The organism is Mycobacterium sp., assembly GCF_002863225.1.
Classification (GTDB): Bacteria; Actinomycetota; Actinomycetes; order Mycobacteriales; family Mycobacteriaceae; genus Mycobacterium.
On record NZ_PKEK01000041.1, the window covers coordinates 209,253 to 234,934 of the forward strand.

At 68.6% G+C, this 25,682-nt stretch carries 10 protein-coding genes; all 10 read left to right on the forward strand.

Annotation, left to right across the window (positions count from 1 at the left end):
* Positions 1 to 178: 178 nt before the first annotated feature.
* From CYU59_RS13330 to CYU59_RS13375, 10 genes are read left to right on the forward strand one after another with little or no spacing between them, the layout of a single operon-like run.
* On the forward strand, positions 179 to 3,685 hold the full coding sequence (locus CYU59_RS13330) for an amino acid adenylation domain-containing protein (protein WP_292990134.1): 3,507 nt from the start codon (positions 179 to 181) through the stop codon (positions 3,683 to 3,685).
* Positions 3,682 to 4,449, forward strand: a complete 768-nt coding sequence (locus tag CYU59_RS13335; protein ID WP_292990135.1) for a thioesterase domain-containing protein — start codon at positions 3,682 to 3,684, stop codon at positions 4,447 to 4,449. The genes CYU59_RS13330 and CYU59_RS13335 overlap by 4 nt, the downstream gene beginning before the upstream one ends.
* Positions 4,442 to 5,752 (forward strand): polyketide synthase, encoded by a 1,311-nt coding sequence (locus tag CYU59_RS13340; protein WP_292990137.1) that lies wholly within the window; start codon positions 4,442 to 4,444, stop codon positions 5,750 to 5,752. The genes CYU59_RS13335 and CYU59_RS13340 overlap by 8 nt, the downstream gene beginning before the upstream one ends.
* Entirely contained in the window at positions 5,752 to 8,760 is a 3,009-nt protein-coding gene (gene mbtD / locus CYU59_RS13345) for a mycobactin polyketide synthase MbtD (protein ID WP_292990139.1), read from the forward strand. The genes CYU59_RS13340 and mbtD overlap by 1 nt, the downstream gene beginning before the upstream one ends.
* On the forward strand, positions 8,757 to 15,311 hold the full coding sequence (locus tag CYU59_RS13350; protein WP_292990141.1) for a non-ribosomal peptide synthetase: 6,555 nt from the start codon (positions 8,757 to 8,759) through the stop codon (positions 15,309 to 15,311). The genes mbtD and CYU59_RS13350 overlap by 4 nt, the downstream gene beginning before the upstream one ends.
* Positions 15,308 to 19,729, forward strand: coding sequence for an amino acid adenylation domain-containing protein (locus CYU59_RS13355; RefSeq protein WP_292990143.1), 4,422 nt, complete (start codon positions 15,308 to 15,310; stop codon positions 19,727 to 19,729). The genes CYU59_RS13350 and CYU59_RS13355 overlap by 4 nt, the downstream gene beginning before the upstream one ends.
* On the forward strand, positions 19,726 to 21,045 hold the full coding sequence (gene mbtG / locus CYU59_RS13360; protein ID WP_292990145.1) for an NADPH-dependent L-lysine N(6)-monooxygenase MbtG: 1,320 nt from the start codon (positions 19,726 to 19,728) through the stop codon (positions 21,043 to 21,045). The genes CYU59_RS13355 and mbtG overlap by 4 nt, the downstream gene beginning before the upstream one ends.
* Positions 21,023 to 21,235 carry an MbtH family protein gene (locus tag CYU59_RS13365; protein WP_292990147.1) on the forward strand — a complete coding sequence of 71 codons (213 nt, stop codon included), beginning with the start codon at positions 21,023 to 21,025 and terminating at the stop codon, positions 21,233 to 21,235. The genes mbtG and CYU59_RS13365 overlap by 23 nt, the downstream gene beginning before the upstream one ends.
* Positions 21,235 to 23,847, forward strand: a complete 2,613-nt coding sequence (locus CYU59_RS13370; RefSeq protein WP_292990150.1) for an ABC transporter ATP-binding protein/permease — start codon at positions 21,235 to 21,237, stop codon at positions 23,845 to 23,847. Before CYU59_RS13365 ends, CYU59_RS13370 begins: the two co-directional genes overlap by 1 nt.
* Positions 23,844 to 25,583, forward strand: coding sequence for an ABC transporter ATP-binding protein (locus tag CYU59_RS13375; RefSeq protein WP_292990153.1), 1,740 nt, complete (start codon positions 23,844 to 23,846; stop codon positions 25,581 to 25,583). Before CYU59_RS13370 ends, CYU59_RS13375 begins: the two co-directional genes overlap by 4 nt.
* Positions 25,584 to 25,682 lie beyond the last annotated feature (99 nt).

Below are 25,682 nucleotides of genomic sequence, written 5' to 3' on the forward strand. Positions count from 1 at the left end.
AGACGCTGCTCTGGAGTAGGGCACTGGGTACGAAGACGCACCGCGTCGCGGTGCCGGCAGTCCATGGGACGGCGGGATCCTTGGTGCAACCTGAGGGCGGTAGCGTCCTAGGTACCCCGACTACTAAAGTTTTTAGCAATTTAGGCTAGCCTCAACTAACCAGTAGGAGGGTTGAGTAATGACTGGCGGGGTCGAGGCTTCCGTTGCAGGTCGCCCAGGTGACGTGCGCGCTGAAGTAGCCGAATTGCTCGGCGTCAGCGCCGATTCCGTTGACCCCGGTGGCAACCTGATCAGCCAGGGGCTGGATTCCATCCGGATGATGTCGCTGGCGGGTAAATGGCGCCGTCGCGGTATCGATGTGGATTTCGCCGCGCTGTCCGCCGACCCGACCATCGAGGCGTGGTCTCTGCTCGTCGGTGACGGCGCGGACGCAATTGACTCGAAGGCGCCGCCGACGCCGCCGGCGGTCACGTCCGACGGCGCATTTCCGCTGGCGCCCATGCAGCACGCCATGTGGGTGGGACGCCACGACAGTCAGCCGCTCGGCGGGGTGGCCGGCCACCTCTACGTCGAATTCGACGGTGGGGCCGTCGATCCCGAGCGGTTGCGTCGGGCTGCGACCGCGTTGGCGGCGCGGCATCCGATGCTGCGGGTTCGGTTCCTGTCCGATGGAACGCAACGAATCGAGCCGCCCGTCGCGTTTCCGGTCACCGTTCACGATTTCGGTGGCCTCAGCGACGACGACGCCGCCGAGCGGCTGCGTGGCATCCGGGAGGCCAAATCGCACCAGCAGCTCGACGGACAGGTGTTCGAGCTGACGCTGTCGTTGCTGCCGGGCGAGCGCTCTCGGCTGCATGTCGACTTGGACATGCAGGCTGCCGACGCGATGAGTTACCGCACCCTGATGACCGACCTGGCCACGCTGTACCAGGGTCGCCGGCTTCCGGAGTTGGGCTTCAGCTACCAGGAGTACCGCCACGAGATCGTGCGGCGCGAAGCGCAGCCACGGCCGGCCCACGACGCCGATCGGGACTGGTGGTCGCAACGAGTCCCGGAGTTCCCGGACCCGCCCGCACTGCCGTCCACGAACCGAAAACTGTTGTCGCGAAACAGTACCCGGCGCTGGCAGTGGCTCGACCCGGAGACGCGCGACCAACTTTTCGAACACGCCCGCTCGCGCGGGGTGACTCCCGCGATGATGTTCGCCGCGGCCTTCTCGCACACCCTGGCGTGCTGGTCGACCACGTCGCGATTCTTGTTGAATGTCCCGCTGTTCGGGCGTGAGGCGCTGCACCCCGACGTCGACCTGCTGGTCGGAGATTTCACGTCGTCGCTACTGCTCGATGTCGACCTGACCGGCACCACCGACGCGGCGTCGCGGGCCCATGCTGTGCAGGACGCCATGCGGACGGCCGCCGCGCACGCCAATTACCCGGGCCTGTCGGTGCTTCGGGACCTGGCCCGCCACCGCGGGACCCCGGTGCTCGCCCCGGTCGTGTTCACCAGTGCGCTGGGACTCGGCGAGTTGTTCGCCGGCGACGTCACCGACGCATTCGGTACGCCCAGTTGGATCATCTCGCAGGGGCCGCAGGTGTCGCTGGACGCTCAGGTCACCGAGTTCGACGGCGGTGTCATGGTGAATTGGGATGTGCGCGAAGACGTCTTCCCGGCGGGCGTGATCGACGCGATGTTCGCTCATCACATCGACGAGCTGCGGCGGATGGCCGGTTCCAGCGACGCGTGGACGCAGCAGGACCCGCCGGCACTGTCCGCGGACCAGCGCGCGGTGCGTGACGTGGTCAACGGCCGCGTCGCCACCCCCAGCGGAGAGGCGTTGCACGACGGCTTCTTTCGACGCGCCGAAAGCCAGCCGGACGCACCCGCCGTCCTCTCCGGCTCCGGCGACCTGACCTACAGCCAGCTGCGGCGTCAAGCACTGGTGTTGGCTACGGCGTTGCGCGACAACGGAATCGGCACCGGTGACACGGTAGCCGTCGTCGGCCCCAAGACCGCCGAACAAGTCCCCGCCCTGTTGGCAATCCTCGCCGCTGGTGGCGTCTACCTGCCGATCAGTGTCGACCAGCCCCGTGACCGTGCGGAACGCATTCTGGCGGCGGGTGAGGTCAAGCTGGCCCTGGTGTGCGGTGGCCGCCCACTCTCGCTGCCGGTTCCGGAGCTGACCATCGCCGACATCCTGGGCGGGGCGACAGCCGACCCGGAATTCACGCTCGCGCCGGTCGATCCCGCCGCGCTTGCCTACGTGCTGTTCACGTCGGGTTCGACCGGCGAGCCCAAAGGCGTCGAGGTCACCCACGACGCCTCGATGAACACCGTCGAATTCATCGGGCAGCATTTCGAGATCGGGCCCGCGGATCGCTGCCTGGCGCTGTCGACGCTCGAAGGCGACATCTCGGTGATGGACATCTTCGTCACGTTGCGGACCGGTGGCTCGATCGTCGTGGTGGACGAAGCGCAGCGACGCGATCCCGACGCGTGGGCCGACCTCATCGAGGCCCACCAGGTGAGCGTGCTGCACTTCATGCCCGGCTGGCTGGAGATGCTGACCGAGGTCGGTGCGGGACGTCTGTCGTCGGTGCGGGTGGTGCCGACCGGCGGCGATTGGGTTCGACCCGAGGTCGTCCGTCGGCTGCGCGCGGATGCGCCCGGGCTTCGGTTCGCCGGCCTGGGCGGTGCGACTGAAACCGCCACGCACAACACCATTTTCGAGGTCGGTGAGCTTGATCAACTGTCGCCGGAGCTGACGGCGCTGCCGTTCGGTACACCGCTGGCCAACAACGTCTGCCGGGTGGTGAACGAACGAGGTGGCGACTGCCCCGACTGGGTGGCCGGCGAGCTGTGGATTTCGGGCCGCGGCATCGCGCAGGGATACCGGGGGCGCCCGGATCTCACCGCCGAGCGTTTCGTCGAGCACGACGGCCGGACCTGGTACCGCACCGGCGATCTGGCTCGATACTGGCCGGACGGCGTCTTGGAGTTCGTCGGGCGGACCGACCACCGCATCAAGATCAGCGGCTATCGTGTCGAGATCGGTGAAGTGGAAGCGGCCCTGCGCCAGATTCCGGGCGTCGCGACAGCGGTGGCCGCACTGCTGACCAGCGCGGGCGGCGCCGAGGTGCTGACCGCCGCAATCCATGCCGACGATGCGGCGCTCACGCCGGACACGATTCGCGCGGCGGTGGCCGACCTCGTTCCCGCACACATGATTCCGCAGCATCTGACGTTCGTCGAGCGCATTCCCTACACCCTCGGCGGGAAGATCGACCGTCGCGTCGTCGCCGCTCAGCTGGCGGCAGCCGTGGCAGACTCCGCGGCGCCCGACCGCCGAGCGCCCTCGACGCCGGTGGAATCCGCGGTTGCGGCGATATTCGGCGATGTGCTCAGCACCGACGCGGTGGCTGTGGACGACGACTTCTTCGCCCTCGGCGGTGACTCGGTACTGGCCACCCAGAGCGTCGCGCGGATCCGGGCGTGGCTGGACACCCCGGACATCATCGTCGCCGACATCTTCGCCACCCGAACCGTTTCCGCGCTGGCCGCTCTGCTGGTCCGACGCGAATCCGACCCGGGGCGGCTCGAGCAGGTCGCCGAACTCTACCTGGAAGTCGTCGGCATGGACGCCGGCCACGTGGTGGCGGCCATCGCCGGAAGCGAAGCAGCGCAATGATCTTCGACAACCTGACCTCGGTTCAGAAGAAAGACTTCCCGTCCTGGATCAAGCGGGTGCCCGGACGGAACGCGGCGGGGCGGGGCGCCACCGTGGTGTTCCCGCACGCGGGCGGCGCGGCGACGGGTTACCGCAAGCTGGCCGCGGCATTGGCGGCCGGCGGCGGTGACACCTACATCGTCCAATATCCGCAACGCGCCGAACGCCTCAGCGCGCCTGCTGCCGAAACGGTGCAGGAGCTGGCCCGCAGTCTCTTCGTGTCCGGCCCGTGGCGTCAGGTGGCACCGCTGCGGCTGTTCGGTCACAGCATGGGCGCCGTCGTCGCCTTCGAATTCGCCAGGATCGCCGAATCCCGCGGCGCCGCGGTGCACAAGCTGTGGGCCTCGGCTGCTCCGGCGCCGTGCGCCGTCGAAGCCAAGCCCGAACTGCCGACCAGTCACGACGACCTGCTGGTCGACATGACCGACCTCGGTGGGACCGACGCGGAATTGCTCGCCGACCTTGAGTTCGCCGAGCTGCTGATCGCGGCGATGCGAGCGGACTACGCGGCGATCAACCGCTACTCCTGCGGCACCGACGTCCGAATCGCCGCCGACATCTCCGCGCTCGGAGCGCACGACGACCTTCGCGTCGACGCCGCCGAACTCGAACTCTGGCAACGTCATACAACCGGCGCCTTCGACCTCGACTGGTACGACGGCGGGCATTTCTACCTCGACGACCACCTCGACGACATCGCTGCGCGAGTGAATGCCGATGGCTGACCGCGAGCGTGCGATCGACCCGGTTGTCGTGGTCGGGATGGCGCTGGAAGCGCCCGGTGGAATCGACACCGCCGACGGGTTCTGGGAACTGCTGTCCAAGGGCCGCGAGGCGTTGACGCCGTTCCCCGTCGACCGCGGCTGGTCGGTTCGCGAACTGTTCGCCGGCTCTCGGCGCAGCGGATTCAAGGAGATCCACGATCGCGGTGGATTCCTCAGTAATGCAACGATGTTCGATCCGGAGTTCTTCGGCATCTCACCTCGCGAGGCTGTCGCGATGGATCCCCAACAGCGAGTCGCGCTGCGGGTGTCCTGGCGGGCTCTGGAGAACAGCGGCATCAATCCCGACGACATGGCCGGCCATGAGATGGGCTGCTACCTCGGCGCATCCGCGACCGGATACGGGCCACAGATGGCCGAATTCTCGGAATACAGCGGCCATTTGCTCGCGGGCACCGCGCTGAGCGTGATATCCGGACGAATCGCCTACACGCTGGGATCGACGGGTCCGGCGGTCACGATCGACTCGTCGTGCGCCTCGGCGCTGGTGGCGTTTCATGCGGCGGTGCGCGCGGTGCAGAACGGCGACTGCGACCTGGCCCTGGCCGGCGGTGTCAACGTGCTCGGATCGCCCGGCTTTTTCGTCGAATTCTCCAAGCAACACGCGCTGTCGGATGACGGCCACTGCCGGGCCTACAGCGCGCAGGCCAGCGGGACGGTCTGGGCCGAAGGAGCGGCGGTCTTTGTGCTGCAGCGAAAGTCGGCGGCGCTTCGCGACGGCCGGCAGATCCTCGCGGAGATTCTCGGTAGCGCCATCAACCACGATGGCCGGAGCGCGGGCCTCAGCGCTCCCAGCGGCACCGCTCAGGTCAGTTTGTTCCGCCGTGCGATCGCCGAGGCCGGGATCCGTCCCGACGAGGTCGGCATGATCGAGGGGCACGGCACCGGCACCCGGCTCGGCGACCGCACCGAACTGCAGTCGCTGGCGCAGACCTACGGCGACACCGAGCCCGAGAGCGGGGCACTGCTGGGGTCGGTGAAGTCCAACCTGGGTCATGCCCTGGCAGCCAGCGGCGCACTCGGGCTGGCCAAGATCTTGGTCTCGGCCGAACACGGCGCGATACCGGCCACCCTGCACGTCGCCGAGGCGAGTCCCGAAATCGATTGGGAAAAACAAGGTTTGCGGCTGGCAACCACATTGTCGCCTTGGCCTGCGGTCGACGGTCACCGGGTGGCGGCCACCTCGGCCTTCGGCATAGCCGGCACCAACGCCCACGTCATCGTCTCGCTTCCCGAGGTCGCGTGATGATTGCCCAACCCTTGCCCGACGGCCGCGTTCCGGTGTTGCTCTCGGCGCACCACGAACAGTTGATCGGCCAGGACGCGTGGGCGATTCTCGATCGTCTCGACCGGCTCGGCGACCATCGTGATCCGACCGTCGAGGTCGCGTCCACCGTGCTGCGACTGCGCCGCATCCGGCGGCACCGCGCCGTGATTCGGGCCGCGGGCCGGGGCGAACTGGTGGCGGCGCTCTCCGCGCTGGCCCACGACGAACAGCACCCCCTGATCGCACGATCGTCGAAAAGCGTGACGCCGTCGGTGGCGTTCGTCTTCCCGGGCCAGGGCAACCAATGGCAGTCGATGGGTGCCGACGCCTACCGGCAACTCGCGGCCTATCGCGCCGAGGCCGACCGCTGCGCGGCGGCATTCGTCGCGGCCGGGTTCCCGTCACCGCTGCCGTATCTCCAGGGCGATCACGGCCAGGACTGGACGCGGGTCGAGATTCAGGGCGCGCAGTTCACGCACGCGGTCGGGCTGGCCGCGCAATGGCGATTCTGCGGCTTGCTACCGGCGATCACCGTCGGGCACAGCCTTGGCGAGGTGGCGGCCGCCTATGTGGCCGAGAAGATCTCGTTGAGCGACGCCGTCACCCTGGTCGGTGCGCGAGCCACCGTGGTCGGACGACTGAACGGGCACTACGCCATGGTGGTGCTCGGCCTCGGTGTCGACGAGGCCCAGACCATGATCGACGAAACATCGGGTTGGCTGGAGATCTCCGCGGTCAACGGCCCGTCGGCGACCGTGGTGTCGGGTGACCACGACGCGGTGGTCGCGGTGACCGAGCTGGCCCAGACGCGGGGTGTGTTCGCCCAGAAGCTCGTCGTCGACTACCCGGGCCATACCAGCGCGCTGCGGCCGTTGGGCTCCGAATTGGCCTCGCTGCAGCCACGATCGGCTTTCCGCGACGGACCGATGGCCTTCATCGGCTCGGCCGTCGGCGCCGAACTCGGCAGCGATGTCGACTTCTCCCAGTACTGGTACGAAAGTCTTTGCAGCACGGTTCGATTCGATCGCGCCGTAATCGCCGCCCAGAAGTGCGGCGCCGACGCGTTCGTCGAGATGTCCGCGCATCCGTCGCTGCTGTACCCGCTCAACGACCTGGTTGGCGACGACTCGGCGCTGATCCTCGGATCGGGACACCGCGACCAGTCGATCGTCGAGGTATTGTCGGCCAACATCGCCGCGGCTGCTGTCGCCGACCCGCACTACCCGTGGGCCGACGCCTTTCCCACCGCGGTGGTGCCACCGCTGCGCGGGTTCCCGAACGCGCCGATGCGGTCGGTACACCTCTGGGCCGCACCGGATCCGGTGACCACTAGGGTCGCCGAGAACACTGAACCCCTGACCGTTGCCGTCGAGGATTGGCAGCAGGTCGATGTGCCGACGCCGGCCGCCGCGACACGGTGCGGCATCGCGATCGTCGGCGACACCGCTGTGGCGCAGCTGTTGACCGCCGCCGCAGCAGCGCACCGCGGTTACGACGTGGTGCCACCACACGAGGCCGAAATCGTTGCGGTGGTGACGCCCGCCCTCGACGCGTTGGACGTGACAGAGGCCGTCGCACAGATCGCCGGACGCGACGACGTCGGCCTGCCGGACTACGACGCGGTCATCGGCGCACGTTGCCGCGCGGTGTGGCTACTCACCTCGGGTGGCGAACGGGTCGCGCCCGGCGATGCCGCCACCCGGCCCGCCCAGGCGGCGCTGGCGGCGATGCACCGCAGTGCTGGTTTTGAATTCGGCGACCAGACTTTCGGGAGCCTCGATCTGCCGGCGGGGGAGCTCGACGAAAAAATCGCCGAAGCCGCTCTCGACGTACTGCTCCACGACGCCGGCGTGATGGCGCTGCGCGCCCACGGTGACGACGCCGAGCCACGCCGCTACACCCGAACCCTGCGCGAGCACCGCGAGCAGGTCGTGGCGCGACAGCTCGATGCGGCGGCTCTGGAAAACGTGGTGATCACCGGCGGAAGCGGCGCCATCGGCCTGCGCTACGCGCGGTACTGCATCGAGCGTGGTGCGCGCCGGGTAGTCCTGTTGAGCCGCAACGGGGTACAGCCCGAGGTGGTCGACCAGCTGATCGGTCGCCATCACGTCGAACTACACGCCCCGCACTGCGACATCACTGATCCTGCCGCGGTCGCCGCCGTCGCGGCTGAATACGCGGGGGCCGGAGCATCGCTGCTGATTCACACCGCCGGAATCGCCTCGGCGGCCGGGCGAGCCGAACTCACCGGCGCTGACGTCGCCGCCGTGTGCGCCGCAAAGGTCGCCGGCCTGGCCGCGATGGCCGACGGATGGCCGCTACAGCCGGAGTGCCGAATCCTGGCCTGCTCGTCGGTGTTCGGCGTCTGGGGCGGCCACGGCCACGCCGCCTACGCGGCCTCGAACCGCATTCTCGACGTGCTGGCCGCGCAACTGCGCTCCACCGGATTGGACTGCACGGCGATTCGCTGGGGTCTGTGGCAGGACGCCGGCGTGGTCGCGGCGGCCGAGATCGCGCGCACCGAGCGATCGGGACTCACCGCGATGCGTCCCGAGGCGGCGGTGACCGCGAGCCTCGGCCGGTTCATCGACGACCCGTTGATCTTCGACGCCGACTTCGACCGGCTGCGGGTATTTTTCGAAAGCCAGGGGATTCCGATGAGTTTCCATCTTTCGGCGGACGCCGAGAACACCGAGCAGCACCGCGACGACGACACCCGGCCGCTGGTCGAGGTGGTGTGCGCCGAACTTGCGGCCACTCTGCATTTGGGCAACTCGGTGTCGATCGACGCGACCGCGTCGCTGATCGACCTCGGGTTGGACTCTCTGCTGGCACTCGACCTGCGGCGCCGGCTGCGCCGGACGATCGGCCACTCGGCTCCGGTCGCGCGGATGCTCGGCGGAATCACCGTCAACGAACTGATAGACGTCCTGGGCGCGGCCGCACCCGACGGCCAGGACACGGGGAAGGTTGGAACTCGCGCGTGACTGACACCACCGACCTGGACACACTGGACGCGCAGCGTCTGGAGTTGTTGCGGCGCAAGATGGCCGAGCGTGGGCTCACGCGACCGGAAGCCACCGCAGACGTCGCCGAGGACGGCGGACAGCGCACTGAGATGTCCGATGGGCAGCGCCGGATGTGGTTCGTGCAGTCGGTCGACCCGGACGGTGCGCTGCTCAACATCTGTGTGTCCTACCGCGTGACCGGCGACGTCGACCTCGCTCGGTTGCATAGCGCGGTCGACGCGGTGGCGGTGCGCCACCCGGTGCTGCGCACGACGTATCAGACCGACAGCGACGGCGATCCACATCCGGTGGTCAGCGACGACCTGCGGCCGAGCTGGGCCGAGCACGATCTGTCCGGTCTCGCGGAGCAGGCTCGCCAGCTCAGGCTGGAAGTGCTTGCGCAACGGCAGTTTCGGCAGTCGTTCGACCTGACGCGGGAGTCGCCGCTACGGATCGAGGCCGTGCGGGTCGGCGCCGACGAGCTGATGCTGCTGTTCACCGCCCATCACATCGCCTGGGATGACGGGTCGTGGGCACCGTTCTTCACCGATCTGATGCGCGCGTACACCGAGGAAGACTTCGCCGCAACGGCACCCGTGCTGCAAGTCGCGGCAGAGGCGGTGCGCAGCAGCGAGGACGACCTGGCTTACTGGCGCTCGCTGATGACGGATCTGCCTGAGCCGCTGGAACTTCCGGGCGCATCTGGTTCGGTCGTGCCCACTACGTTGCGCGCCCAGCGTGCCACCGTGCAGCTCTCGCCCGACACCGTCGAGCGCGTGGCGGCGCTCGCCCGGGAAGTCGGGGCTACGCCCTACATGGTGTTGATGGCCGCGTTCGGTGCGCTGGTCCATCGCTACACCCACGCGTCGGATTTCCTGGTCGCGACGCCGGTGCTCAACCGTGGCGCCGGAACCGAGAATGCGATCGGCTACTTCGGCAACACCCTGGTGATGCGGATGCGTCCCGAGCCGCGCCAGACGTTCCGGGAACTGCTCAGCCAGACCAGAGACAACGCGGTCGGCGCGTTGGCGCATTCGCGGGTCGACCTGGAGTGGCTGGTGCGAGCCTCCAACCCGGACCGCCGGCACGGGGCCGAGCGAATGACGCGGGTCAGCTTCGGGTTACGCGAGCCCGACGGTGGCGGCTTCAGCCCGCCCGGTGTCCGGTGTGAACGCGCCGATCTGCGGGGCCATTTCAGCCAGTTGCCACTGAGCGTGATGGTCGAACTCGACGGCTCGGGACACGGCGCCGTCGTGGAAGCCGAATACCTGGTCGAGGTACTCGACCGTCCACTGGTCGACCAGCTGCTGCGTCACTTCGGGGTCCTGTTGGATCATGCGCTGGCGCAACCGGATACCACGTTGTCGGCGTGCGGGCTGATGAGCGAGCCCGACGAAGAGTGGCTGCGCGCCGTTTCGTCCGGTGAAGATTTCAGCACCCCGGCCAGCACGCTGCCGGAGATGGTCGCACGGCGGGCCGCCCTGACCCCGGATCCCGTCGCCGTGGTCTACGAGGGGCGGCAGTACAGCTATCGCGAGATCGATGACGAGGCAAACCGGCTGGCGCACTGGCTGATCGAGCAGGGCATCGGCACCGAAGACCGGGTGGCGGTGCTACTGGACAAGTCGCCGGAACTGGTCATCACAGCACTGGGCGTTCTCAAGGCCGGGGGAGTCTACCTACCCGTCGACCCGACCTACCCGGACGACCGGCTGACCTTCATCCTCGACGATGCCCAAGCGAAACTGGTTCTGCGCGAACCGGTTACCGGATTGGCGGACTATCCCACCACCGAGCCGGGCGAGCTGATCCGGCCGCTGGGGCCGGCCAACACCGCGTACCTGATCTATACCTCCGGCTCGACCGGACTGCCCAAGGGTGTCCCGGTGCCGCACGCACCGATCGCCGAATACTTCGTCTGGTTCGGCGACGAGTATTCGGTCGACGAAACCGACCGCCTGCTGCAGGTCGCCTCGCCGAGTTTTGACGTGTCGATCGGCGAGATCTTCGGAACGCTGATCTGTGGTGCGCGGCTGGTCATTCCGCGTCCGGATGGTCTTCGCGACATCGGCTACCTGACCGAACTGCTGCGCCTCGAAGGCATCACCTCGATGCACTTCGTGCCGTCGTTGCTCGGGCTCTTCCTGTCACTGCCGGGCGTCAACCAGTGGCGCACGCTGCGCCGGGTGCCGATCGGTGGCGAACCGCTGCCCGGCGAGATCGCCGACAAGTTCCACGCCACCTTCGACGCCTTGCTCTACAACTTCTACGGCCCCACCGAGACGGTCGTCAACGCCACCAGCTACCCGGTGGAGGGTGCGCAGGGCACCCGCGTGGTACCGATCGGACGCCCGAAGATCAACACCCAGATCCACCTGCTCGACGATGCGCTGCAGCCGGTACCGGTCGGCGTGATCGGTGAAATCTACATCGGCGGAACACATGTCGCACGCGGCTACCATCGCCGGCCCGGTCTGACCGCCGAACGCTTCATCGCCGACCCGTTCATTCCCGGTGCCCGGCTCTACCGGTCCGGCGACTTGGCCCGTCGCAACGCCGACGGCGACATCGAATTCGTCGGTCGCGCCGACGAGCAGGTCAAGATCCGCGGATTCCGGATCGAGCTGGGCGAAGTCGGTGCGGCGATCTCGGTCGACCCCAGCGTCGGCCAGGCCGTCGTACTGGCCAGCGATCTGCCCGGACTGGGCAAGAGCCTGGTGGGCTATGTGACTCCGGTCGACGGCAGCGAACGAGACACCGTGGACCTCGAGCGGATTCGCGCGCGGGTGGCCGCGGCGCTGCCCGAATACATGACCCCGGCGGCCTACGTGGTGATCGACGAGATCCCGATCACCGCGCACGGAAAGATCGACCGGACCGCGCTGCCGGAGCCGGAGATCATGGCGAAGGCGCAATACCGCGACCCGTCGACCATCACCGAAAGACGTGTCGCCGCACTGTTCTCCGAACTGCTCGGCCACGACAAGGTCGGCGTCGACGATTCGTTCTTCGACCTGGGTGGACATTCCCTGGTGGCCACCAAGCTGGTCACCGCCATCCGCTCAGAATGCGGTGTCGAGCTCGGTATCCGCGACGTCTTCGAGTTGGGCACCGTCGGAGCGCTGGCCGAACGGGTCGACGATCTGCGTTCCGGTGCTCGGGGGCAGACGCGGCCCAAGCTGGTGGCCACGGTCCATGACGAACCGCTACCGCTGTCGGCATCGCAACTGCGGAGCTGGTTCGCCTTCGGCGTCGACGGGCCGAGCCCGGTGAACAACATTCCGTTCGCCGCGCGACTGACCGGGCCGTGGGACATCGATGCGCTGATCGCCGCGGTCGGCGACGTGGTCGCGCGTCACGACATCCTGCGCACCACCTACGTCGACGACGACGGAGTGCCGTACCAGGTCGTCGGCGCGGTGGCCGAGCCGGCGGTGCGCCGGGCCGCGGGCAGCGGCGAACAGTGGCTCCAAGAGCAGCTCGAAGTCGAACGCCGGCACTGCTTCGAGCTGGACCGGGAATGGCCGATCCGGGTCGCCGTACTCGACAACGGCGGCGAGCACGTCCTGTCGCTGGTGGTGCATCACATCGCGTCCGACCACTGGTCGGCCGGGGTGCTCTTCGCCGACGTGATGAGTGCCTACCGCGCCCGACGCGACGGCGAGTCCCCGTCCTGGGCGCCGCTGCGTGTTCAGTACGCCGATTACGCTGCCTGGCAACGTGATTTCCTGGGTGAGCCGGGCGGTCAGGAGACCGCGGTCGCAGCCGAGCAGCGGGACTACTGGACGAGCCAGCTGGCCGGCCTCCCGGAAGACAGCGGTCTGCGGCCCGACTTCCCGCGCCCGCCGCTGCCCAGCGGCGACGGCGAGTCGGTGACGTTCAGCATCGACGCGGCCACCCGCGCCAAGCTCGCCGACCGGTGCCGCGAGTTGGGCGTCACGGAATTCATGGCGCTGCAAGCCGCCGTCGCGGTGGTGTTGCACAAGGCAGGCAGTGGCGTCGACATCCCGCTCGGCACACCGGTCGCCGGGCGCACCGAGGCCGAGCTCGATCAGCTGATCGGGTTCTTCGTCAATATCCTGGTGCTGCGCAACGACTTACGTGGCAACCCCACCCTGCGCGACGTGCTTGTCCGGGCGCGGGAGACCGCGCTGGCCGCCTACGCGCACCAGGACCTGCCGTTCGACCGGGTGGTCGACAGCGTCAGCCCGGTGCGATCGCTGTCCCGCAATCCGCTGTTCCAGGTCATCGTCCACGTCCGCGACCACCTGCCGGCCACCCGGGTGATCGAGACGGCGCCCGACGGCGGGCAGGACACCGTGTGCACGTCGCTGGACCCGGTGTTCGACATGGCGCACGCCGACCTGAGCGTCAACTTCTTCGGCACCGACGGTTCCGGCGATGTCGGCTACAACGGCAACCTGATCTTCCGCACCGAGCTCTACCGGCGGAACACCATCGAGCGGCTGGCCGGGTGGCTGACGCGCGTGGTCACCGAGTTCGCCGACGACATCGACCAGGGTCTGCGCGATGTGGTGTTAGCCGACGGGCAAGAGCAGCAGCGCATCCTGACGCAGTGGAGTCGCGGCGACCAACCGCCCGCCGACCGGCCGCGGACCGTCACGGAGCTGCTCGCAGCCGGCAGGCCGGGTGAGGCGGGGCGGGTCGCGGTGCGTTGCGCCGGCCAAGACCTGGATTACGCTGCGCTGCACCGTCGTTCAGATAACTTGGCGGCGCTGCTCGCCGAGCGCGGGGTGCACCCCGGGGACTTCGTCGGGCTGTCGACGCGGCGCGGCATCGACATGGTGGTGGCGCTGGTGGCCATCGTCAAAGCCGGTGCGGCGTATTTCCCGATCGATCCCGGTTATCCGTTGGCCCGCAAGCAGTTCATGCTCGACGACGTGCGACCGCCCGTCGTGATCGCGACCGTCGAGGCGCTCGACACCATGCCGGCCGACTCCGAAGCGTCGATCCTGCTACTCGACGACACGGACGTGCGGGCCGCGGTCGAAGGGCCGGTCTGCACGGCGGCCCCGCCGCGCCCACCGCATCCCGACGACGCGATGTATCTGGTGTTCACGTCCGGATCCACCGGAAAACCCAAAGGAGCCCTGGGGACTCAGCGTGCAATGGCGGCGCGGCTGGACTGGCAGCTGCGCCACTACCCGCCGCGCGCCGACGACATCCGGTTGTCGCAGGCCTCGATGACCTTCCTCGAGGGCGGGATGGAACTGCTCGCCGGGCTGGCCGCGGGCGCCACCATGATCCTGGCCGACGACGTCGAGCATCGCGACGCGGAAGCGCTCGGCGCGTTGATGACACGCGAGTCCGTCGCCCAGATCACCGCGGTGCCCAGTCTGGTGTCCGCGCTGGTGGACAGCTCCCCGGAGGCGGTGCGATCGCTGGCCCGGCTGGTGTGTGGTGGCGAGCCGGTGAGCACGTCGCTGCTGCAGCGATTGTCGGCGGTCTGCGCCGACGCCGGTGCCGACGGCCCGGAGTTGTTGAACAACATCGGCTCAACCGAGACCGCCGGCGCCGTGTCTCGCGGCCGGCTCGGTCTGCCGAGCCCACTGGTGGGTTCACCCGTTGCCGGAGCACAGGCCTACCTGCTCGACGACGGCCTGCGGCCGGTGCCGGTCGGCGTGGTGGGTGAATTGTATTACGGCGGCGATCAATTGGCCCGCGGCTACTGGAAGAGGTCGGCGCTGACCTCGACGCGATTCATCGCCGATCCGTTTTCCGCCGATCCCGGCAGCCGGTTGTACCGCAGCGGTGATCTGGCCCGGTGGACCGAGGACGGCCGGTTGGAGTTCGCCGGTCGCGCGGATCACCAGGTGCAGGTGCGCGGTTTCCGCGTGGAGCTCGCCGAAGTCGAGGCCGCGCTGGCCGCCGCCGACGGGGTGGGCGCCGCCGCCGCCCGAACGTGGGAGGTGCACGACGGCACCAGCCTGGCCGGATACGTTGTGCCGCAACATCCCGTGGCCGACGACGCGGACAAGGCGGCCTTCGCCGCCGCGGTGCGGGCCGCGATCGGCACCACGCTGCCCGGGTACATGATGCCGTCGTCCTTGACCGTGCTCGACGCAATGCCGAAGACGGAGTCGGGCAAGCTGAATCGGCCGGGGCTGCCGCGTCCGGCGGTCAGCACCAGCGGAGTCACCGAGCCGACCCGCACCGACACCGAGCACGCGTTGGCCGCGGTGTTCGCCGAGCTGCTCTCCACCTCCCAGGTCGGACGGTTCGACGACTTCTTCGCGCTCGGCGGCGACAGCATTCTGTCGGTCCAATTGGCCGCGCGGGCAAGGGCGGTCGGTTTGGCCGTCAACCCGCGAATGGTGTTCGAGAATCCGACGGTCGAGCAGCTCGCCGCAGCGGTGGATGCGCTCGGCGCGACTGGAGACGACGGCTCTCCCGGCGACGCGCACCAGGGGGAGGCCCGGTTCGAACCGATGACCGCATCCGGACTGTCGGAGACCGACCTGGCCGCGGTGACACAGCTGTGGTCGAAGTCGCGAGACGGCACGCCATGACAGCCACCGAAACCGGGTCGACCGAGACCGGAGAACGCGACGCGGCGCCCTCCGACATCGAGGACGTGATGGCGCTCAGTCCTCTTCAGGAGGGCCTGTATTCGCTGACCATGCTCTCCGAGCTGGCTGACCCGAGCGATGGCCGGCCGGTCGACGACCCGTACGTGATCGGCATGGCCGCCGACATCTTCGGCTCCCTCGACGTCGGGTTGCTGCGCGACTGCGCGGCCAAGATGTTGATCCGGCACCCGAACCTGCGGGCCAGCTTTTTCAGCCGGAGCATCCCACGGCCGGTCCAGATCGTGCCGTCGCGGGTCGACCTGCCGTGGCGGTCCGTCGTCGCGACCGAAGCGGACATCGAGGAGATCGAACTCGACGAGCGCCGTCGTCCGTTCGATCTCGAGCGACTGCCGGCACTTCGCTTTCTGCTGATCGAATTGCCCGATGCTCATTGGCGTTTGGTGATCACCGCACACCACATTGTGATCGACGGCTGGTCGCTGCCGGTGTTCGTCACGGAGATGATGATGCTGTATCGAGCCGGCGGTGATCTGGATGCGCTGCCGATCGCCCCGCGCCCGTACCGCGACTACATCGGCTGGCTCGCCGGTCGGGATCAGGAAGCCAGTCAGCGGATCTGGCGGGAGCATCTCGCCGGCTTGTCCGGTCCGACCCTGCTGGCCGCAGCTTTCGGCGGCGGGGATGCCGCCCGGATGTCGACGCGGCTGCCGCAGCGCACCGAGGTGAAGCTGGGCGTGCAGTCCACCGAGCGACTGGTCACCGGCGCCCGGTCCCGCGGCATCACGCTCAACACGCTGCTCCAGATGGCGTGGGCGACGATCGTGTCACGGCTGACCGACCGCGACGACGTGGTCTTCGGTGTCACCGTGTCCGGGCGGCCCGCGGAACTGGCCGGTGTCGAGACCATGGTGGGGCTGTTCATCAACACGGTCCCGCTGCGGGTGCGCCTCGACCCTTTCGCCGAGGTCGGTCAGCAGTGCCTTGCGGTGCAACGTGATTCGGCACTGCTGCGCGAGCACAGCTACCTCGGGCATGCACAGCTGCGGGCGATCGGCGGAGTCGGCGAGATGTACGACACGCTGCTGGTCTACGAGAACTTTCCGACCGGGGGCCTGTCCACGGGCGACCAGCTGACCGGCACGGGTGTCACCTTCCGACCGGCGGCCGTTGAAAGCCTGACCCATTTTCCGATCGTCCTCGCAGCGCACATGGCCGACGACGGGTTGGTGCTGATGGTCGAGGTCATCGAGGGTGCGATCGGGAACACCACCGCGGCAACACTCGGCCGGCGACTACTGGCGACCGCCGATCAACTGTTGCAGAGCTGGGACCGTCCGCTGCGCGAGGTCAGCATCCTGTTGGCCGACGAAGCCATTCCGGTGGGCGCGGTATCGTCGGAATCGACTGCCGCGCAAGGTATTCACATCCGCTTCGCCGCGGTCGCCGCTCGCATGCCGGACAGCCCGGCCGTCAGCTGGGCCGACGGTGTCCTGAGCTACCGTGAGCTCGACGAGGCCGCCAATCGATTGGCCCGCGCTTTGGCGAATGCCGGCGCAGGGGCGGAAACCCCAGTCGCGATCAAGCTTTCGCGCGGCCCGCAGTACGTTATCGCCATCCTGGCGGTACTGAAGGCCGGCGCGACATACGTGCCGCTGGAGCCGGCGATGCCCGCAGAACGGGTGGATTCGATTCTGCGTCAAAGCGGGGCCGCCATCGTGATCGACGACGGTTTCACTCCGGTCGACGATGCCGAGGATTTCCGGCCCGTGCAGGTCGACCCCGCCCATGCCGCCTATGTGGTGTTCACGTCGGGGACCACTGGAGAACCCAAGGGTGTCATCGGAACTCATGCAGCGGTTGGTGCCTACGCCGACGACCACATCGATCATGTGCTGCGTCCGGCAGCGGTGCGGCTGGGTCGCCCGCTGCGGGTCGCGCACGCCTGGTCGTTCGCGTTCGACGCGGCCTGGCAGCCGTTGGTTGCGTTGCTCGACGGCCACGTCGTGCATGTCGTCGACGAACACACCCAGACCGACGCCGAGGCGTTGGTCGCGGCCATCGCCGAGCACGCCGTCGACATGATCGACACCACCCCGTCGATGTTTGCTCAACTGAGGTCTGCGGGTTTGCTGAGTCGGGTTCCGCTGGCCGTCCTCGCGCTGGGCGGCGAGGCACTGGGCAGCAGCTCCTGGTCATTCATCCGCGCCCAGTGCGCCCACACCGGCATGGCGGCCTTCAATTGTTACGGGCCCACCGAAACCACGGTCGAAGCCCTGGTGGCCGCCATCGACGACTACGACGAGCCGTCGATCGGGCGGCCCACCAGCGGCACCCGCGGCTACGTGCTGGACTCCGCACTGCGCCCGGTACCCGAGGGCATCACGGGGGAGTTGTATGTCGGCGGCGCGCAACTGGCCCGCGGTTACCTGGGGCGCGCCCCGGAGACCGTTCAGCGCTTCGTTGCCGATCCGTTCGTCACCGGCGAACGGATGTACCGCACCGGCGATCTGGTGCGCCGCCAACCGAACGGCTCGCTGCAGTACGTGGGCCGTGCCGACGCCCAGGTGAAGATTCGCGGCCACCGGGTGGAACCCGGCGAGATCGCCGTCGTTCTCGAATCGCAGCCCGGGGTACGGCATGCCTGCGTCGTGGTGCGAGAGGGGAACGGCGTTCCGTGGTTGGCCGCCTACGCCGCGGGCCAGGGCGTGTCGGTCGACGAGTTGCGGCGTGCGCTGGTTGCCCGCCTGCCGCGCTACATGGTCCCGCAACGCATCCTGGTCGTCGACGAGATCCCCCTCACGGCCAACGGCAAACTAGACGAATCTGCCTTGGCGGCCATCGATTCGGCGTCGTGGGCCGAGTCGGCCGGCAACGGTCCGGACACGGCGACCGAGTCCGTGCTCACCGAGGTGCTGGCCGAGACCCTGCATGTCGGCCGCGTCGATCCCAACGCCGACTTCTTGGAGTTGGGGCTCGACAGCATCGCGGCGTTGTCAGTCGTGCAGTCTGCGCGCCGCCGCGGGATCGCATTGCGCGCCCGACTGGTCCTCGAATGCAGCAATGTCCGCGAACTCGCCGCCGCGATCGACGCCGAGGCCGGCCAGTCCGCGCCGCAGGCCGAAGTCGAGCGGGGCCCGATTCCGCTGCTGGCCAACGCGCACTGGCTGTACGAATTCGGTGACCCGCGCCGGCTGGCGCAGGCCGAAGCGATTCGGCTGCCCGACGGTGTCACCGGCGAGCACCTCAGGACCGCACTGGCCCTGATCGTCGAGGGCCACGACGTCCTGCGCGGCCGGCTCGATCGCTCGACCATGACGTTACACGTCGATCAATCCAGCGAAAGTCTCACTGAGACAGCGGTTTCCGATGACTTACCGGCCGCTGTGGCCGCGGAGACCGCACGCGCGATCGACGGCATCGACCCCGAACGCGGAAAACTGGTCGCCGCCGTGTGGCTACGGCCACCGACCGGCCAGGGCGTGCTGGTGCTGGCCGCTCACGTGCTGGCCATGGACCCGGTGTCGTGGCAGGTGGTGCTCGGTGAGCTCGACGCCACCCTGCACGCACTGATGGCCGGAAAAGCCCCGGCGCCGATCCGCGAGCACACCAGCTACCGGCGCTGGGTGAGCGCGGTGACCGCGCGGGCGGAATCGCTGGACAGCGAATCGCATTGGGCGATGCAACTTGCTGGTGACGATCCCGAGATCGGTCGGCGGCGGCTGCGGCCGGACGCCGATCGCGGCGCCGGACTGCTGGTGCAGACGGCGATGTTGGACGTGGAGACCACGGCGCGGCTGCTGACATCCGGGCTGCCGATGTTCGACGTGCTGATCGCCGCGGCGTCACGGATGGTCACCGGCTGGCGGCGACACCGCGGTCAACCCACCCCTGCGCCACTGCTCGCGCTGGAAACCCACGGCCGCGCCGACGCCCTGTTCGACGACGCGGTCGACACCACCGAGACGGTGGGCCTGCTGAGCGCTATCTATCCGATGCGGGTCGACACCGAGGATCCCCGGGCGGTACGCGAACTGCTGGACGCGATACCCGGTGACGGCATCGACTTCGGACTGCTCCGCTATCTGCGCGCCGACACCGCGGGCCGGCTGGCGAATTTCGCCGGACCGCAGGTGCTGCTGAACTATCTGGGTCGCGCCGAAGTCGGCGGCACCACCGGGTTGTGGCTGGACCGTAGCCTGCTCAACGGTGTTTCCCCGCTGCCGGAGCCCGACTTGGCGGTGCGTTACGAGCTGAGCCTGGTTGCCACCGTGCTGGGTCACGGCGACCACCAGGTGCTGGTGACCCAGTGGCGTGCGCTGCCCGATATCCTCAGCGAGTCGGATATCCGCGCTTTGCAGAACCTTTGGACGCGGGCGCTCGAGGAGATGGTGCCATGACCACGCTCGCGGTGCTGGGCGCCGGCGTGAAAGCGGTGGCGGTGGCCGCCAAGGCGAAGGTGCTGCGCGACATGGGTGTCGACGTGCCGGATGTGGTGGCGATCGAGCGGACCGGGGTCGGGGCCAACTGGCAATCCAGCGGCGGCTGGACCGACGGCGCGCAACGACTGGGCACCAGCCCGGAAAAGGACGTCGGGTTCCCGTACCGGTCGTCGCTGGTGCCGCGCCGCAACGCCGAACTCGACGAGCGGATGACCCGGCACAGTTGGCAGTCATACCTGATCGCGACCAGCCAGTTCGCGCAGTGGATCGACCGTGGCCGGCCGGCGCCGACCCACCGGCGGTTCAGCCAGTATCTGCGCTGGGTGGCTGACGAGATCAACATGAACGTGGTCTACGGCGAGGTCGACCGGCTCGCGGTGGACGGTGACCAGTGGGCGCTGCACACCGACGAAACATGTGTTTACGCAGACGGTTTGATGATCACCGGACCGGGTCAGGCCGAACGATCGCTGCTGCCCGGCAACCCCCGGGTGATGTCGATCGCACAGTTCTGGCACCGCGCCGGTCAACACGACCGGATCAATGCCGAGCGGGTCGCGGTGATCGGTGGCGGTGAGACCGCGGCGGCGATGCTGAATGAGCTCTTCCGGCACCGGGTTTCGACCATCACCGTGATCTCGCCTCAGGTGACGCTGTTCACCCGCGGGGAGAGCTTCTTCGAGAACGCGCTGTTCTCTGATCCCAGCGACTGGACGGCTCTGACCGTGAGCGAGCGCCGGGACGCCATCGCCCGCACCGACCGGGGGGTGTTCTCCTCCAACGTGCAGGACGCGCTGCTGGCGGACGACCGCATCCGTCACCTGCGCGGACGGGTGGCCCACGCGGTCGGCCGCGACGAGCAGATCCGTCTGACGCTGTCCACCAATCGCGGTAGCGAAAATCTGGAAACCGTCCACGGATTCGACCTCGTCATCGACGGTTCGGGTGCCGATGCGTTGTGGTTCACCTCGCTGTTCAGTCAGGATGCGCTCGATCTGCTGGAGTTGGGCCTGGGCGGCCCGCTGACCGGGGATCGAGTCCAGGAATCCATCGGTTACGACCTCGCCGTCGGCGATGTAGCGCCGAAGCTGTTCCTGCCCAACCTCGCCGGGCTCAATCAGGGTCCCGGTTTCCCCAATCTGAGTTGTCTGGGGCTGCTGTCCGATCGGGTGCTGGGCGCCGATCTGGGTTCCAGCGCCCCTGCCCCGACCACCAGCGCCCCGGCCAGCAGAGCCTCGATCAGGAGAGATGATGAGCACCAACCCCTTCGATGACGACAACGGCACGTTCGTGGTCCTCGTCAACGACGAAGACCAGCACAGCCTGTGGCCGACGTTCGCCGACGTCCCGGCCGGTTGGCGCCAGGTGTTCGGAGCGTCCGGACGTGCGGAATGCCTGGCCTATGTCGAGGAGAACTGGACCGACATGCGGCCCCGGAGCCTGCGCGAGGCGATGGATCGCTGATGGCGCGCGGCATACAGGGGGCGATGCTGCGGGGCTTCGGCGCCCGTGACCACACCGCGACAGTTCTCGAAACCGTCCATATCGCACCGCATTTCATCCGAATCCGGATGGAATCGCCCACCGTGTTCCAGGATGCCGATGCCGAGCCGGCGGCGTGGCTCAGGTTCTGGTTCCCCGACCCCGACGGGTCGACCACCGAATTCCAGCGCGCCTACACGATCTCGGAGGCCGACCCGGCCGCCGGCCGCTTCGCCGTCGACGTCGTGCTGCACGAGCCGGCCGGCCCGGCGTCACGGTGGGCCCGCACGGTCGAGCCCGGAGCGACCATCGCGGTGATGTCGCTGATGGGCTCCTCGCGATTCGACACACCCGACGAGCACCCGGCCGGCTACCTGTTGATCGGTGACGCCGCGTCGATCCCCGGGATCAACGGGATCATCGGGATCGTTCCCGACGACGTGCCGGTCGAGGTGTACCTCGAGCAGCACGTCGACAACGACCGGCAGATTCCGGTCGCGCAGCATCCGCGGTTGCGGCTGCACTGGGTCGCCCGCGGCGACGAGAAATCACTCGCCGCCGCGATCGAACACCGGGACTGGTCGGACTGGTACGCCTGGGCGACACCGGAGGCCACCACGCTCAAGCACGTCCGGACCCGCCTCCGCGACGACTTCGGTTTCCCCAAATCCGTGATCCACGCTCAGGCCTACTGGAGTGCGGGCCGCGCGATGGGTACTCGCCGCGGTGAAGAACCGGCCGAAGTGGCGACCGTCGCACTCAGCAGCGACCCCGTCACCGGTGAGCCGGAAACGGTTGTCGTGCAGCAGGAGCCGACGACCGTCTCGGTCGCGTCAGGAAGCTGGCGGGCCCAGGCCGCGGGCCGGTTGCTGGCCCCGCTGCGCACGGCGCTGATCGCCTCGGGTGTGCTGCAGGCGATCACCACGCTGGTGCAGCTGGCCCCGTTTGTGCTGTTGGTCGAGTTGGCCCGGCTCCTGGCGGCCGGCGCCGACTCCGCGCGACTGCGTGAGGTCGGCTTCGCCGCCGTCGTGCTGCTCGGCATCGGCACCCTGCTGGGCGCCGCGCTGACGCTGTGGCTGCACGTCGTCGACGCGCGGTTCTCCAGCAATCTGCGCTCGCGGTTGCTGAGCAAACTGTCCCGATTGCCGTTGGGCTGGTTCACCGCTCGCGGTTCCGGCTCGATCAAACAACTGGTCGCCGACGACACGCTGTCACTGCATTATCTGGTCACCCACGCGATCCCGGACGCCGTGGCGGCGGTGGTCGCGCCGCTGGCGGTGCTGGTCTATCTGTTCGTCGTCGACTGGCGGGTGGCGCTGGTGCTGCTGATCCCGGTGCTGTTCTACCTGATCCTGACGTCGTCGATGACGATCCAGTCCGGGCCGCGTATTCCGCAGTCCCAACGCTGGGCCGAGCGGATGACCGGCGAGGCCGGTGCGTATCTGGAAGGCCAGCCGGTGATTCGGGTGTTCGGTGGAGCCGCCGCCTCCAGCTTCCGGCGCCGGCTGGACGAGTACGTCGGCTTCCTCACCGACTGGCAGCGTCCACTGGCCGGCAAGAAGACCACGATGGACCTGGTCACTCGCCCCACCACCTTCCTGTGGCTGATCGTCGGCACCGGCACCCTGCTGGTCGTCTTCGACGGAATGAACCCGGTCGACCTGTTGCCGTTCTTGTTGCTGGGCACCACGTTCGGCGCCCGGCTGCTCAACATCGCCTACGGCCTCGGGGGTATCCGCGCCGGACTGTTGGCCGCCCGCCGTCTGCAGGTCACCCTGGACGAGCCGGAGCTCTCGGTGCAGGACGAATCCCGTGACGCGCCCGCCGATGCGTCGGGCACGGTGGTGTTCGATCACGTCAGCTTCGGCTACCGGCCCGGTGTGCCGGTCATTCACGACGTGTCGCTGACGCTGCGGCCCGGTACGGTCACCGCGCTGGTGGGTCCGAGCGGATCCGGCAAGTCGACGCTGGCGGCACTGTTGGCCCGCTTCTACGACGTGCAGCAGGGCGCGATAACGGTTGCCGGACGGGATATTCGGACACTGACCGCCGACGAGCTGTACAGCCGGGTCGGATTCGTGCTGCAGGAAACCCAGCTCGTCCACGGCACCGTCGCCGACAACATCGCGCTGGCCGTGCCCGACGCCACCCGCGCGCAGGTCGAGGCCGCGGCACGGGACGCGCAGATCCACGATCGCATCATCCGACTGCCCGACGGCTACGACACCGTGCTCGGCGCCGCGAGCGGGCTGTCCGGTGGTGAGCGGCAGCGGTTGACGATCGCCCGGGCGATCCTCGCCGACACCGGCGTCCTGATCCTTGACGAAGCCACCGCGTTCGCCGACCCGGAATCGGAATACCTTGTGCAGCAAGCGCTCAACCGTCTGACCCGAGAGCGCACGGTACTGGTGATCGCGCACCGGCTGCACACCATCGTCGGAGCCGACCAGATCGTCGTGCTCGACCACGGCCGGATCGCCGAGCAGGGCACCCACGACGACCTGCTGGCCGCCGACGGACGCTACCGGCGGCTGTGGGACAGCGGCCGGCGCGACCCGGTCACCGCCACCAGCACGCAGGAGGCCACCCGATGATCCGAACCTGGATCAGCCTGGTCCCGGCCGAGCGTCGCGGCAAGGTGATCGTCTACGCCCTGCTGGCCATGGTCTCGGTGGTCGTGCGGGCGGTCGGCACCGTGCTGCTGGTCCCGCTGGTAGGTGCCTTATTCAGCGGCACTCCGCAGCACGCCCTGGTCTGGCTGGGCTGGTTGACCGCCGCGACCGCCGCCGGGTGGACGATCGACACCGCCACTGCGCGAATCGGTTTCGACCTGGGCTTCGCGGTGCTCGACCACACCCAGCACGATGTCGCGGACCAGCTTCCGGACGTGCGGCTGGAATGGTTCAGTGCGGAACACACCGCCACCGCCCGGCAGGCCATCGCGGCGACCGGGCCCGAGCTGGTCGGTCTCGCGGTGAACCTGCTCACCCCGTTGGTCACCGCGGTGCTGCTGCCGGCCGCGATCGCGGTGGCGCTGTTGCCGGTGTCGTGGCAGCTCGCGGCCGCGGCGATGGGCGGTGTGCCACTGCTGCTGGGGGCGTTGTGGGCGTCGGCGCGTCTGGCCCGTCGCGCGGATCAGGCTGCCGCCGAAGCCAATACGTCGCTGACCGAGCGGATCATCGAATTCGCCCGCACCCAGCAGGCACTGCGCGCCGCCCGGCGCGTCGAGCCGGCCCGGAGCATGGTCGGCGATGCGCTGTCCGCGCAACACGGCGCGATGATGCGCCTGCTCACCATGCAGGTCCCCGGCCAGCTGCTGTTCAGCCTGGCCAGTCAGCTCGCGCTGATCCTGTTCGCCGGTGCCACAACCGCTTTGACCATCACGCACCACCTGAGTGTTCCCGAGGCGATCGCGCTGATCGTGGTGATCGCCCGCTACCTGGAACCGTTCACGTCGATCAGCGAACTCGGGCCGGCGCTGGAGAGCACCCGCGCAACCCTCGACCGCATCCGCGCGGTGCTCAGCGCCCCGGTGATCGCGGCCGGGCCGCAAACCCGGCGCGGCCACCACGACGCACCGCTGATCGAGTTCGAGGATGTCGCGTTCAGCTACGACGGCGCGAGCACTCCGGTACTCGACGGGGTGAGTTTTGCGCTGCGGCCGGGAACCACCACCGCGATCGTCGGGCCGTCCGGCTCCGGGAAGAGCACGGTACTGGCGCTGATCGCCGGGCTGTATCAACCCGTCCGCGGCCGCGTCCTGATCGACGGCGTCGACGTCGCGACCCTCGACGCCGAGGCTCGTCGCGCGGCGAGCAGCGTGGTGTTCCAGCACCCCTACCTGTTCCACGGCACCATCCGCGAGAACATCTCGGCCGGGGACCCCGCCGCCACCGACGCCCAGTTCAGCCGGGCCGTCGCGCTGGCCCGGGTGGACGAACTGACCGCCAGGCTGCCGGCCGGCGCCGAGACGGTGGTCGGCGAAGCCGGTTCGGCATTGTCCGGCGGTGAGCGACAACGCGTCAGCATCGCCCGCGCCCTGCTCAAACCGGCGCCGATCCTGCTGGTCGACGAGGCCACCAGCGCGCTGGACACCGAGAACGAGGCCGCCGTGGTCGACGCGCTGACCGCCGACCCGCAGCCGCGGACCCGGGTGATCGTCGCCCACCGGCTGGCCAGTATCCGTCATGCCGACCGGGTGCTCTTCCTCGACGCGGGCACCATCGTCGAGGACGGCACGGTCGACGAATTGCTCACCGCCGGTGGGCGTTTCGACGATTTCTGGCGCCAGCAGCGGGACGCCGCCGAATGGCGCATCCACACCGGCTGACCGGGCCGGTGGTTTTGAAGGCCGATATCGGGCTATTCGACACGCCAGACAGGCCCGGTTGCCGCCGATCGCGCCGCGATCAGCAGAATGGCACCGATG